Genomic DNA, 12,369 nt, shown 5'->3' with positions numbered 1-12,369 from the left:
TCTGTAGAGATTAAAGCTAGTATCATATGTTAATTGGTTTGGCTCTATTTTATCATAAAATTATCAAAAAGGCAAATTCTTTTTGCAAACGCCTGGGTTTGGAGCAGAACAACATAGAAAACAGTGAAAGTTGTCAAAGTTATTTATTTAAGCCAAAGAAGAAAATTTTGGAAACAACAATCGTGGAAAATTTGACATGGTACGTGCTGAAGTGATATACTATGAGCAGTAATGGGGGTACTGGGGATAGGTGGGAGCTGTCTCTATACTGTTGTGTGCACGCCACGGGCGTGCACACGTTTGTTTTTTACACAGACCATCTGCTCAGCTTATTAACCCGGTAAAACAGAAATGTACTTAGAACCATCGTCTGGAAACACCGTCGCGACGCGTTCTAAATTATACTTCTTTCTAACCAGTACACTTGCAATCAAATTAGCTGCGGCCGAGATACCTGCGAATATACCTTCTTTCCATAACCTAGTTGCCCATTCGATAGCTTCCTGGTCATCTATTTGAACTATTTCATCGATGATTCCGATGTCCAATATTTTCGGTACAAAACCCGCACCAATTCCCTGTATCTTGTGTTTTCTAGCTGTTCCACCACTTACAACAGGTGATTGTTTCGGTTCCACTCCGATGATTTTGATATCAGAACGAAAACTTTTGAGAAATTTTCCAACACCTGTTATCGTTCCACCAGTTCCGATTCCTGCAACAAACGCATCCAGTTGATAATTCATTTGAGTTAGTAACTCTGGCCCCGTGGTTAAAAAGTGAGCTTTAACGTTTTCCGGGTTCTCGAACTGGTTTGGCATAAAAGCAGATTTGGAGGAAACGATTTCTCTGGCTTTTTCAATAGCCTTCGTCATATCTTCAGTTAACACAACGTCCGCTCCCAAACTTGTCAAAAGCTGGCGACGCTCGATGGAAACAGTTTCAGGCATGGTAATTATCACTTTTATCCCGAGCTTTGCACCGATCCAAGCAAGTGCAATTCCCGTATTACCGCTTGTCGGTTCGACGATAACAGTATCAGAATTTATCAATCCGTCCTGTAAGGCCCTTAATACCATAAAATACACAGGCCTATCTTTAATGCTTCCAGTTGGATTATTCCTTTCAAGCTTAGCGTACACTGAGTATTTTTCAAGGTACACAAGAGGTGTCTGTCCAATCATTACATTCCGAATTGCGGTTATATTTTTAGAGATTGTCTGGTTAAGAGAAGACGTATTCATTGCTTAGCAACCTCCAAATTTACTAATTCTTCTGGACAAAGGTCATCAGACCTTTCAGATTTTTCTTTTTTATCAGTATACGAAGAAAAAGAGACACTTAGTTTCTCATCATCGCGATAATTTTTATTCACTATTCGCGCTGGAATACCTACGGCAGTGGCATTATCGGGGATATCGGAAATAACAACGCTGTTTGCACCAATTTTTGCATTATCACCGATGTTCACAGGGCCAAGCACTTTTGCTCCCGCTCCTATGATCACGTTCTTTCCAACAGTTGGATGCCGTTTGCCTTTGGTTATGTACTTTGCACCGAGTGTAACGCCGTGGTATAGCACTGTGCCACTACCAACTATAGCCGTGGAGCCAACGACAACACCCGCACCGTGGTCTATCACAACACCCGGTTCCAAAACAGCTGCCGGATGAATATCAACGGTGTACAACACGCGGTTAATGTGGTATATAAAATAGGCTATGAATTTAAAACCAGATACGTAAAAGGCATGCGAGAGTCTGTAAAGTTTTAGCGACCTGAATCCAGCATGAAAACGGTACTGATAAGAAACTTCAAAAGAAGGATCTAAGCGCTTGAGGTATTCTTTATCCAGTTTAATTGCTCTATACATGTTTCTTAACTCTTTGAAAAGCCTTCTAAGATTTTCCAAAAAACGCACCCCATTCATCATCACTCCTTATACATATGAAGTCACTTACTTAGGTAAGACTAATTTCAGTGTACCACAATCGATTAGAATTGTCAAATACAGAATTAAGTCGCAAGTGTCTTAGAAAATTCACAAAAGTATAACAGAAAAGCTTACTTGAAATCGTTTCATATTCGTGGTAAAATAAACTTGGACTTTGTAAAATTTTATACCGATAACGGGAGGCGGCTGAATGGTACAGATTGATACGAGAAGCGAAATACGCGAATTGTTGAAAGAAAAGGGAGTAAAACCAACGGTTCACAGAGTGGAGATCCTAGAGTATCTCCGTAATACGTATTCACATCCGTCCGCGGACGAAATTTACGAGCATTTTGTAAGAGAGCAGAAATTATCAGTTCTTTCAAGGGCGACTGTTTACAATACTCTTAGAGCCTTAGCAGATGCTGGTTTAGTTAAGGTTATTATCACTCCTGATGCCATCAGGTACGACTTTGTTAGAGAAAATCATCACCACTTTTATTGCACAAAGTGTAAGAAAATATACGATATTGAGCTTAACGTTGAACTGCCCAACATTTCGAATATCGATGGGCACGAAGTGCACAATGTCCAGCTTACTTTGGTCGGTATTTGTAAGAACTGTTTGGGTCATTAATGCAATGAATAAGAGCGAGTGGCAGCTCCCTTTCTCCTTAATATGAAAAAAGGGAGCTGCTATACTAAATTTCGATAGTGTTAACTTGTAGTGATGAAAGAGTGTAAGTGTGAAAGAATGAGATTGATATTACCATTGTGCGTTTTCCAAAGATTCTTCACTACACAAAATCCTTGAATATATTTCGCTAAATTCTTCGTATTCTTCAGCCCTCGCTTGAGTCGGAAAAAGTCTTTCAACAATGAAAACTTGGATTCACATTGATTGTTTTTACCGAGCGGTACCACTACGTGATTGATATTTCTGAACAACAGCTTTACTGCACTTTCATATGCACCAAGTCCATCAGTAATAAGTTCAATGTTTCTAGGTTTTGAATTACCAAAGAACTTCTCGAGCAATACTTTGACTTGTCCCATATCACGATACTTTGAGACATGCCAACAAAGAATTAAGTTAGTTTCGTGATCAACTAATAGCCAAACATAGTACTTTTGTTCTTTGAAAACAAGAACAGTTTCATCAGCATGAACTGAGAAAACATTTTCGATGGTAAATGTTGGAAAAAGTACAGAGAATAAAGTACACAATTTAATAACCCATTTGTATATGGTGACATGAGATACTTTGATATTAAGAGAATGAGCAAGAGAGCGATAAGACATATTGTGTTTCATATACAAAACGAAAGCCTTTAAGACGAAAAAGATAGGGAAGCGGAAATATTTAAATTTCTCAGGAATAAGGGTGACTGGTTCGGGGAGGTTAAAAGGTACTCTATCTTTGGTACGACAAGCTCTACAACGGAAGACAACGAAAGAGCGACGGACTTTGTAAATTTGCATAGATTTACCACAAGAAGTGCATTTGGGATAAGGGAAAGAGAAGTTTTTGCGTTTGTGAGAATGGGAGAGTTTGAAAGAATGATGGCAGAGTTTGCAAAGGAATTGTTGGTTACCGTATTTGTCATGACCGTTTTTGTATAAGCTGGTGGAACCGCATTTTGGACAAGAGAGCGTTGAGTTGTTCATATCGGGATACCTCCTTTGTCGAGAGTTGGTTGGGGGGTGTCCCCTCTTTATAAGGATAATGCGGTTTTTGGAAAGTTTCAATACTTTTAGTTAACAGTATCTAAATTTCAAGGGGAGGTGTGAACATGAGGGATATGACGAAAAAGTTCTTGGAAGATGCTTTTGCAGGCGAGTCTATGGCACACATGAAGTATTTGATCTTTGCCGATGAGGCTGAGAAGTCCGGTTTAAAGAAATTAGCAAACCTTTTTAAGGCTATTGCTTATGCAGAGTTTGTGCACGCAAGAAACCACTTTAAGGCGCTCAAGAAGTTGGGGGATAATCCAGCAAATATTCAATCTTGTATAGCCGGTGAAACGTTCGAGGTAGAAGAAATGTATCCCGTTTACAACGAAACAGCTAAACTGCAGGGGGAAAAGGAAGCTCAAATCAGTACTCACTACGCTCTTGAAGCGGAAAAGATTCACGCAGAAATGTATAAGAAGGCGCTTAATCTTGTGAATGAAGGAAAAGATTACGAGGCTGAGAAGATTTACATCTGTTCAGTCTGCGGTTATACGACGGAAGATGAAGCACCTGAAAAATGTCCTGTGTGCGGAGCTCCTAAGTCCGCCTTTGTTGAATTCTAATTTTCTTGCTTACGGAAGCTTAAGAGACTGAGAGAGGAGGGAGAAAATGATAGGTGATTTTGTAAAATCTGGTGATTTTAAAGGAGAAAAGCACGTTCCAGTTATTTGCGCTCCGGAAAAAGTTAAAAAGGGTGAGTGGTTTGAGGTAGAAGTATCTGTTGGAAAAGAGATTCCGCATCCAAACACAGTGGAACACCATATTGCATGGATCGAACTCTACGCTATGCCGGAAGGTGCACCGTACATCCTTAGAATAGGACGCTACGACTTTTCACCTACACTTGAGGAACCTTTTGTGAAGGTAAAAATAAAACTTGAAAAGACTTCAAAACTTATAGCTCTCTCATATTGTAACATCCATGGTCTTTGGGAAGGTTCAGCTGACGTTGTTGTAGAAGAATAAAATTATTTCTTTATCACAAAGGCCCCCGACTCGGGGGCCTTTTTGTGTTATTTTAAGAAGCTTGTAAGAAAGGTGAGCACAGGTGAAACCAAAAGTGCAGGTAGGTAATTTCCAACTTTCGGATCCTTTATTTCCAATATTCTCAAGCCAATCCCAAAAACCATTAATCCACCGACGGCAACCAAGTCATTCAAGTAAACAGGCGATGTTAAGAACGTGAGTAAACTAGCAAAGAGAGTAATACCGCCTTGTATGACCAAAACGCTCAATGCCGAAAGCATAACCCCTAAACCGTAAGTTGAAGAGAGCACTATTGATGAAATAAAATCGAGCAACGATTTGGTGTATATGATATTTCCATCCCCATTTAATCCTGCCGTTATTGAACCTACAATGGTCATAGGTCCAACAAGAAAAAGCAGAGATGACGTTACAAACCCTGTTGAGAAGTCCCCTTCCTTGATGTTGTCACCAATGGCTTTCAGTTTTCCTTCCAAATCAAAAAACTCTCCAATCACACCACCAACAACCATTGAAAACAACACAATAAGAAAGTTATTAGCTCCAAGAATCATCTTTAAACCTATACCGATTGTAGAAAGCCCTACGGCAGCAAAAAGTACCCTTCGAAATCTTTCGGATATTCCTTTTCTGAAAAGGAAACCTATTGAACTTCCAAAAACCACAGCGACCGAGTTAACAATCGCAGGAAGAAGGTACGACAGATTTCTCATAGTATCCCCCTTTCGTAGGTTAATAAATATGTGGAGAATGACGTTCCACTAAGTGATCTCCGTCAGAACGGCAAATAAACAGCAAAGTTTATAAAACTCTCAGGTTTATCAAACAACTTTTTACCACCAGCTTCTAACAAAAATAATAGATTTTCAGCACCAGAAACTTTGAATGTATACCCCACAGAAAAGTTAACAAATAATGGGGAAGCGTATTTCATATAAAAACCCGGAGAAATGTACAGACCCTGCAATTGTTTAGAGGACAATCTCAGTCCAAAAGTAAGCTGATTTATACCTATATTGGCGTAAAGGTGCGAATACATATCCGTCGATGCTCTCAACTCCACGCCCACGAAGTTATCTGTACTCAAGAAAACAAATAGCTTTGTCGTAGCACTACTTGCGAAGACGGGACCACAAATGAAGAGTATGAAGATTACTGAGATGAGAAAACCTTTGGCAATTTTCCTTTCCATCGATGTTGTCATCTTTTCCACCTCCATGTCAACTAATCAAAAATTTCGATTAGACCCTTATAAAGCATTTCGTGCAATCTTCTATCGGTTGCTTTAGGGAGTATCATGTATCTGCTTGGCTCCACAGTTTTTGATATGATTTCAGCCGCTTTCAAGAGTATGGTATGTGTAATCTTTCTTTGTTTTTCTACCGCAGCTCGCATAATTCCTGGAAATGCAAGGAGATTATTCACCTGATTTGGAAAATCAGATCTACCTGTTGCAACAATGAACGCACCGTTTTCATAAGCTGTATCAGGCATTATCTCTGGTGTCGGATTTGCTAAGGCAAATATTACGGGATTCTTTGCCATTTGTTTAATATCCTCGCCTGTCAGTAGATTACCTTTCGAAACCCCAATAAAGACATCTGCGTCTTTTAAACACTCTTTGAGCGTTGCACTTATATTCTTTGGATTAGTTAACCTGGATATTTCTAGATGATACTCGTGTAAAGCTGTGGATTCATTCAGTAATCCGTACACGTCACAAGGATATACGTTCTTCGCACCGTATTCTAGAAGTAGTTTGGTGATATTATACCCTGCAGCACCGATTCCATTCACCACTATCTTTACATCGGATATTCTCTTACCAGCCAATTTTAGTGCATTTTGCAATCCCGCAAGTACAACTACAGCTGTCCCTTGTTGATCATCGTGAAATACGGGGATTGAAGTTTCACTATCCAAATGTTTCAGTATCTCGAAGCATCTTGGTGCGGAAATGTCTTCTAAATTTATCCCGCCAAACGAAGGTTCAAGTGCTTTTACAATGCTTATTATTTCTTCCGTATTCTGAGTACCGAGACATATCGGAAATGCATCCAAGTTTCCAAATTCCTTAAAAAGCATCGCCTTTCCTTCCATGACAGGTAATGCTCCGTACGGTCCAATGTTTCCCAGTCCAAGAACTGCGCTCCCGTCACTTACAACTGCTATTACGCGTTTTCGCCTTGTATATATGAAAGCATTACTTGGCTCTCTTGCACACTCCATTGCAACTTCTGCAACTCCTGGTGTATAAAGGTATTTGAGATTTTCTTCCGTAACTTCCAATGGCACGGTTATTTTGTACTTTCCTTGCAACAATCTATGAATGTCCAACGGTCCCATCGATGACACCCCCTGCTTAGTGATTATAAATTAAAGCACTTGATAGGATATTTTATCCTAATTTTACAATTTTTCCACGTCATATCACACAAGTTTGATTTAAGATATGGTATAATTTCTTTTGGAAATAGTTTCAAAGAACTTAAGAAAGCAGCACATGAGGAGTGGTTGATATTACGTTGATTGTCAACAAAATATTGGCCATGATAGGTGTACTTGTATCTGTTGTAAACTTTGCGTATGCTTTAGATAGAAAGGTTTACAGAATTTCAAAAGGTGCTCTTCATGTTGCTGTGCACGTATTGCTATTTAGTTGTACAGAGTTTTTCAAATACGAAGTAACTAACATCTTGTTATTAGAAAAATTTCAGGACATACTTTTACTTTACTTACCGGTTGCCGTGTTTTCATTTACTTTGGATTTTTCAGGAACAGAAAAGTCCAAAAATAAGATGTTATTTCTATATACCATTCCAACACTTTATTTAATTTTAGCACTCACTAACGAATACCACAAGTTATTTTGGTCTGGCGAGGTAAAGACTGTATTTTACGGTCCAGAAAAAATTAGGCCGCATGGTTCGTTTATTCCTTGGACATACTTCATTTTCGCTGTAATATTGCTCTCATTGGCTGCTAAATACATATTTGAGAGTAAGAAGCTTGACGAGAAAACGAAGAAACGCACCATCTTAATATTTATATTTGGCATGTCTGGCACAGTTGCGGTATATCTCGCAAATTTTAACTACACGCTGCTTTCGTTTATTCTATCGCATACAGTAATGTTTTTAAATCTCTTGACCATAAATTACGCATGGCGAAGAATTTTGCTCTCAGCAAGGTTTAAAGCGTACGAATACTCCAAAGATGGGTATATTGTAGTTGATAGTGTTAACGGACGTGTTCTTGATATGAATGAATCTGCCTCACAACATCTTGGTTTGGGAAGAGAAGCTACAATTGGGAGAGTAGAAGCAAAGATAAGAAATTTAATCAAGAAAAACGGTGAGATTATTTTCGAAAATAACAAGTTTCTTAGTATTTCCACAACCGAATACGAAAAAGATGGTACAGTGCTTGTTATTCTAAAGGATGTAACCAGTGAAATTGCTTCAAAGAGGCACATAGAAAAAACCCAAGCATTTTTTAAAACACTTTTCGAAAACATCCCTGATGGTGCTGTGATATTGGACAAAGATGGGATAGTCAAGGAGTGCAACAACCAATTTCTTACTATGTTTGGTTATAGCAAGGAAGAAGTTCTCGCAAAACCTATTGATGAGTTAATATTGCCAAAAGATTTGGAAACAGAGTCTGATAAACTTAGAAATTTAGTTCTTGAGCAAAAATTCTTGAGAGTTGAAACGACAAGGCGAAGAAAAGATGGTACGCTGGTTGATGTTAGGATTACTGTCTCCGTAATTGAAACCGACGAAGAAGTGCTTATATACGCAATATACACTGATATCACCGCTGAAAGGGAAGCTATGAACATCGCAAGAAATGTTCTGCAAAGGGACCCACTAACAGGACTTTATTCAAGACACTATTTCATAAGAAAGCTATCCTCAACGATTGAGTTCTCTTCGATAGATGATTACAACGCAGTTATCGCCATAGATATCAGGGATTTCTCCCTTTTCAACAGTACCAGGGGACATAGCTTTGGGGATGAGTTGCTAAGAGAAATTGCAAAAAGATTAAAACAAGTTCTTCGAGAGGGAGACACTATAGGAAGACCTTATGCGGATGAATTTTGGATCTTGCTCGAAAAAGTTGGAAAAGACTATAAGCAGGCAAAAGCAACTGTTGCAAACATTGTAGGAAAACTTGAAGCAGAATTAAGAAAGTTCTACAATGTAAATAGCGAAATCTTGGAGATAAAGTTTTCAACAGGGATACATATCTTTAGCTCGATGGACAATGCCGAAGACGTATTGAGAAAGCTTAACCTCGCACTTTCACGAGCAAAGTCTTCAAGAGATGGCACGGTTTATTACAGTGCTCTTATTGACAACGAACTCCAAGAATTAGCAACAAAGGAGCGGGCGTTGAAAGAAGCTGTTTTCAATGGCGAGCTCAAGATCTTCTTGCAACCTATTTGTAACTCTTATTCAGAAATAGTTGGAGCAGAGGCGCTTCTACGCTGGCTAAAAAAAGACGGTTCTATAGTCCCACCGCTTGATTTTATAAAATTTTTAGAAGAAAACGGAATGATTATATCTGTTGGTGAAGAAGTGCTAAGGCAAGTCTGTGAGTTCATGGCTAGTAACGACGATTCTATAGCATTTGTCGATGTAAATGTTAGCCCAGTTCAGCTAAGACATCCAAATATGGCTGAACGCTTCATTGAAATCATTTCTGCTTATGAGATAAAACCAAAAAAGATAGTTATTGAATTTACCGAAAACATACTTATCGACATGAACCAAACGGTGAAGAGCAATGTTGAGAAGCTTTTGAACTTTGGTTGCCAGCTGTGTATAGATGACTTCGGAACCGGTTACTCTTCATTATCATACTTAACAGTACTACCTTTGAAAAAGATAAAAGTCGACAGGTCGTTTGTATCGCGAATTCCGGAAGATTCACGCTCAATAAAAATACTAGAGGCAGTCTACAACATCGCAAGGTCATTCAACTTAGATGCGATTCCTGAAGGAGTAGAAAATGAAAAGCAGCTCGAAATATTGACGATGATCGGTTACAAGTTGTTCCAAGGTTAGTACTTTGGTAAACCTATGTCTGTTGATGATTTTACCAAGGTTTTACACGAAAGGTCTAAATTTACGAAAAATTAATACTCTGTACTAATTGCTACAATACGTTTTTCACTTAATCCCACCTCAGAGGTGTATAATTGTCTCTGAGGTGATTTTTTTGCTTTACACGTTCTTCAACTACAAAGAAGTGGAGTTATTTGAACGGAAAATAGATTCGGAAGTACCTGACGTGATTAAATATTTCGATATTTCGGTAGTAATTGATGTACTACGTGCAACTTCTACGATAATTACTGCCTTATCGAATGGTGCAACATGTGTTATACCAGTTTCAGATATCGCGCAAGCCTTGAGTCTGAAGTATTATAACCCAGGTTATCTTCTGGGTGGTGAACGAGGAGGACAGAAGATTGAAGGTTTCGATTTGGGGAATTCTCCTTTCGAGTACGATGAAAAAACCGTAAAGGAAAAAACTGTTATTCTGACTACAACAAACGGAACTAGTTCTATACTCAGTGCTTCAAGGATAGCTCAGAAAGTTCTATTAGCTTCTTTCCTCAATTTAAGTTCGGTGGTCAACATGCTCAGCGGTTACGACGCTTATACAAATATTGCGATTATTTGTGCTGGGAACAACGGTGAAGCATCTTACGAAGACATCCAAGTTGCAGGAGCGATTATTTTTGGAATTGTTAGAAAACGTTCTCACCGGTTGTCAGATAGCTCCATTATAGCGTTAAAACTCTGGGAATCACTGAAACGTCCAGATTTTTCAGGAGAGCACGCACACAGGTTGCGGGAACTGGGCTTTGAGAAAGATTTGGAATTCTGTCAGATGATAGATCATTTTCGATTAATAGCCAAGTTCGAAAATGGAAAAATAGTCAAAATAGGATAATAAAATTGTTGGACGAGGTGAAAAGGATGTTAGAGCTGGTTGAGATATCCTACAGAACTAATGAAAAAGAGATACTAAGTGATGTGACTATGAAGTTTTTACCAGGTTATAAATACGCAGTAATTGGAACAAACGGTGCAGGAAAGAGCACGATAGGATACGTTATAATGGGGCTGAGTTCGTACAAACCCTACAAAGGGAAAATCATGCTTGACGGCAAGGACATTACCAGTTTAACAGTAACAGAAAGAGCCAAGCTTGGAATTACCTTAATGTGGCAAGAGCCTGCAAGATTTGAGGGAATGACCATAGAAAGTTACCTGACATTAGGTGGGAAACTCGCACTCCAAAAAAACGAGGTTATCGAGGCAATGGAGTTCGTAGGGCTCAATCCCAATCTTTATCTTAAAAGGTTTGTTGACAAAACGCTGAGTGGTGGAGAAAGAAAGCGCGTAGAGTTGGCATCAATAATATTGCTAAAACCAAGATACGCGATATTAGACGAACCGGATTCCGGGATCGACTTGATGAGCTTGAACATAATCAACGATGTTGTTAATTACATCGCGCAATATGGTGGAACACCAATTATAATAACACACAGAGAAGAGATGGCTTACAACACAGACTACGGTTATCTAATATGCGCTGGCAAGGTTTTAATGCACGGTAAAACAGAAAATGTCTTAAACGCATTCCGAAATACCTGTGAAGCTTGTACACATCCGAATATTCCTCAAAATAACGAACTCGGGAAATAGGGAGATGAAAGTATGGATGTGAAAAAGGAATTTGAGGCAATTGTTAAAACAGCGGAAAAACTTGGAACTGATGCTTCGAACTTTATGGATAAAAGGATAGCTTCAATCATAATAAGCGGTAACCGTGTAATAGGTCTTAACAACGTCCCAGGTTTGAAATTAGTTCCCACAACAATGCAAGATGGTGTCCAGGTCGATATGGAAATAGAGGAGAATGTCCAAATTCCGTTTCCTATTCATGTTTGCACAGGCTATTTAGAAAAGAAGGGCTACCAGCGTGTTGTGTTCAACATAAGAGTGAAGAAAAACGCCAAGGTTAAATTCACCGCTCACTGCGTTTTTCCGCAAGCTGAGGAATTCACACACGAAGCCGTTTCCAACGTAGTTGTCGAAGAAGGAGCCATCATGGAATATAACGATGAACATTACCATAGTGATGCGGGGACAATAACGCTTAAGACAACAACTAATGCTGTAGTTGAAAATGGTGGAGTATACAGGAATACGTTCCACCTTACAAAGACAAGAGTCGGAAGACTGGAAGTGAAAATGAACCTAACCTTAAAAGAAAATGCCGTAGGTGAACTTGTCAGCAAAGTAAAAGCTTCCAAGAATGATGAAGTGGACATAAACGAAGTAGTTTATCTAAATGGAGAAAGAGCGAGGGGCCTTGCCAAGACTGTTGTTGTCGGACTTGATGAATCTAAAGTAAATGTTCTAAACGAAGCTTACGGCAACGCACCTTATTCCAGAGCTCACATCTCTTGTGAGGAAATTACAAAAGGCGAAAAAGTTGTGGTATCAACTACCCCTATTCTAAAAATAACAAATGACCTTGCAGAGTTGACCCATGAAGCTTCGATAGGCCGTGTAAGTGAGAAGCAACTTGAAACACTTATGGCAAAAGGATTGACAGAAGATGAAGCTACTGAGCTGATTATTAAGGGCCTTCTTATGTGATTTTTCTATCTTCATCGTCCGACG

General features: G+C 39.1%; 13 protein-coding genes. 7 read left to right on the top strand and 6 right to left on the bottom strand.

The window, feature by feature from the left end:
- Positions 1 to 332 precede the first annotated feature (332 nt).
- Positions 333 to 1,244, bottom strand: a complete 912-nt coding sequence (locus tag CBS1_RS00160; protein WP_241685525.1) for a PLP-dependent cysteine synthase family protein — start codon at positions 1,242 to 1,244, stop codon at positions 333 to 335.
- The gene (gene epsC, locus CBS1_RS00155) at positions 1,241 to 1,921 is read right to left on the bottom strand and encodes a serine O-acetyltransferase EpsC (RefSeq protein WP_407918643.1); all 681 of its coding nucleotides are present in this window, start codon (positions 1,919 to 1,921) and stop codon (positions 1,241 to 1,243) included. The genes CBS1_RS00160 and epsC overlap by 4 nt, the downstream gene beginning before the upstream one ends.
- Before the next feature lie 223 nt (positions 1,922 to 2,144).
- Between epsC and CBS1_RS00150 the strand changes: the two genes are divergently transcribed.
- Entirely contained in the window at positions 2,145 to 2,570 is a 426-nt protein-coding gene (locus CBS1_RS00150) for a Fur family transcriptional regulator (RefSeq protein ID WP_033191166.1), read from the top strand.
- Positions 2,571 to 2,650: 80 nt separating this feature from the next.
- On the opposite strand, the gene CBS1_RS10390 is transcribed toward CBS1_RS00150, so the two are convergent.
- Entirely contained in the window at positions 2,651 to 3,601 is a 951-nt protein-coding gene (locus tag CBS1_RS10390; protein ID WP_014452073.1) for a DDE-type integrase/transposase/recombinase, read from the bottom strand.
- 125 nt (positions 3,602 to 3,726) lie between these two features.
- Between CBS1_RS10390 and CBS1_RS00145 the strand changes: the two genes are divergently transcribed.
- Both CBS1_RS00145 and CBS1_RS00140 read left to right on the top strand, forming a co-directional pair.
- Complete coding sequence (locus tag CBS1_RS00145) at positions 3,727 to 4,230, top strand: rubrerythrin family protein (protein ID WP_033191165.1); 504 nt, start codon at positions 3,727 to 3,729, stop codon at positions 4,228 to 4,230.
- A gap of 46 nt (positions 4,231 to 4,276) precedes the next feature.
- Positions 4,277 to 4,633: a class II SORL domain-containing protein gene (locus CBS1_RS00140; RefSeq protein ID WP_033191164.1), complete on the top strand. Its 357-nt coding sequence runs from the start codon at positions 4,277 to 4,279 to the stop codon at positions 4,631 to 4,633.
- Between the two features lie 47 nt (positions 4,634 to 4,680).
- Here the strand turns inward: CBS1_RS00140 and CBS1_RS00135 are convergent, their stop codons facing one another.
- The 3 genes from CBS1_RS00135 to CBS1_RS00125 all read right to left on the bottom strand — a co-directional run bounded on the left by CBS1_RS00135 (position 4,681) and on the right by CBS1_RS00125 (position 7,000).
- Positions 4,681 to 5,367, bottom strand: coding sequence for a DUF554 domain-containing protein (locus CBS1_RS00135; RefSeq protein ID WP_033191163.1), 687 nt, complete (start codon positions 5,365 to 5,367; stop codon positions 4,681 to 4,683).
- 62 nt (positions 5,368 to 5,429) lie between these two features.
- Positions 5,430 to 5,858 (bottom strand): hypothetical protein, encoded by a 429-nt coding sequence (locus CBS1_RS00130; RefSeq protein WP_090222347.1) that lies wholly within the window; start codon positions 5,856 to 5,858, stop codon positions 5,430 to 5,432.
- 20 nt (positions 5,859 to 5,878) lie between these two features.
- Positions 5,879 to 7,000, bottom strand: coding sequence for an NAD(P)-dependent malic enzyme (locus CBS1_RS00125; protein WP_090222348.1), 1,122 nt, complete (start codon positions 6,998 to 7,000; stop codon positions 5,879 to 5,881).
- 179 nt (positions 7,001 to 7,179) lie between these two features.
- On the opposite strand from CBS1_RS00125, the gene CBS1_RS00120 reads away from it, so the two are divergent.
- The 4 genes from CBS1_RS00120 to CBS1_RS00105 all read left to right on the top strand — a co-directional run bounded on the left by CBS1_RS00120 (position 7,180) and on the right by CBS1_RS00105 (position 12,345).
- Positions 7,180 to 9,729, top strand: coding sequence for an EAL domain-containing protein (locus CBS1_RS00120; RefSeq protein ID WP_090222350.1), 2,550 nt, complete (start codon positions 7,180 to 7,182; stop codon positions 9,727 to 9,729).
- A 154-nt stretch (positions 9,730 to 9,883) separates the two neighbouring features.
- Positions 9,884 to 10,624, top strand: coding sequence for a 2-phosphosulfolactate phosphatase (locus CBS1_RS00115; protein ID WP_062946212.1), 741 nt, complete (start codon positions 9,884 to 9,886; stop codon positions 10,622 to 10,624).
- 26 nt (positions 10,625 to 10,650) lie between these two features.
- Positions 10,651 to 11,385: an ATP-binding cassette domain-containing protein gene (locus CBS1_RS00110; protein ID WP_090222353.1), complete on the top strand. Its 735-nt coding sequence runs from the start codon at positions 10,651 to 10,653 to the stop codon at positions 11,383 to 11,385.
- 12 nt (positions 11,386 to 11,397) lie between these two features.
- Positions 11,398 to 12,345: a SufB/SufD family protein gene (locus CBS1_RS00105; protein WP_033191158.1), complete on the top strand. Its 948-nt coding sequence runs from the start codon at positions 11,398 to 11,400 to the stop codon at positions 12,343 to 12,345.
- Positions 12,346 to 12,369: the final 24 nt, after the last annotated feature.

This window comes from Fervidobacterium changbaicum, from assembly GCF_004117075.1.
GTDB lineage: Bacteria > Thermotogota > Thermotogae > Thermotogales > Fervidobacteriaceae > Fervidobacterium > Fervidobacterium islandicum.
The sequence above is the reverse complement of the archived record's forward strand: the minus strand, read 5'-3'. Positions and strand labels throughout refer to the sequence as shown.

Excerpts from the sequence above, each read along its gene's own strand:
- CBS1_RS00160 (WP_241685525.1), bottom strand. The coding sequence starts at position 1,244 with ATGAATACGTCTTCTCTTAACCAGACAATCTCTAAAAATATAACCGCA.
- CBS1_RS00150 (WP_033191166.1), top strand. The coding sequence starts at position 2,145 with ATGGTACAGATTGATACGAGAAGCGAAATACGCGAATTGTTGAAAGAA.
- CBS1_RS10390 (WP_014452073.1), bottom strand. The coding sequence starts at position 3,601 with ATGAACAACTCAACGCTCTCTTGTCCAAAATGCGGTTCCACCAGCTTA.
- CBS1_RS00145 (WP_033191165.1), top strand. The coding sequence starts at position 3,727 with ATGAGGGATATGACGAAAAAGTTCTTGGAAGATGCTTTTGCAGGCGAG.
- CBS1_RS00140 (WP_033191164.1), top strand. The coding sequence starts at position 4,277 with ATGATAGGTGATTTTGTAAAATCTGGTGATTTTAAAGGAGAAAAGCAC.
- CBS1_RS00135 (WP_033191163.1), bottom strand. The coding sequence starts at position 5,367 with ATGAGAAATCTGTCGTACCTTCTTCCTGCGATTGTTAACTCGGTCGCT.
- CBS1_RS00130 (WP_090222347.1), bottom strand. The coding sequence starts at position 5,858 with ATGACAACATCGATGGAAAGGAAAATTGCCAAAGGTTTTCTCATCTCA.
- CBS1_RS00125 (WP_090222348.1), bottom strand. The coding sequence starts at position 7,000 with ATGGGACCGTTGGACATTCATAGATTGTTGCAAGGAAAGTACAAAATA.
- CBS1_RS00110 (WP_090222353.1), top strand. The coding sequence starts at position 10,651 with ATGTTAGAGCTGGTTGAGATATCCTACAGAACTAATGAAAAAGAGATA.
- CBS1_RS00105 (WP_033191158.1), top strand. The coding sequence starts at position 11,398 with ATGGATGTGAAAAAGGAATTTGAGGCAATTGTTAAAACAGCGGAAAAA.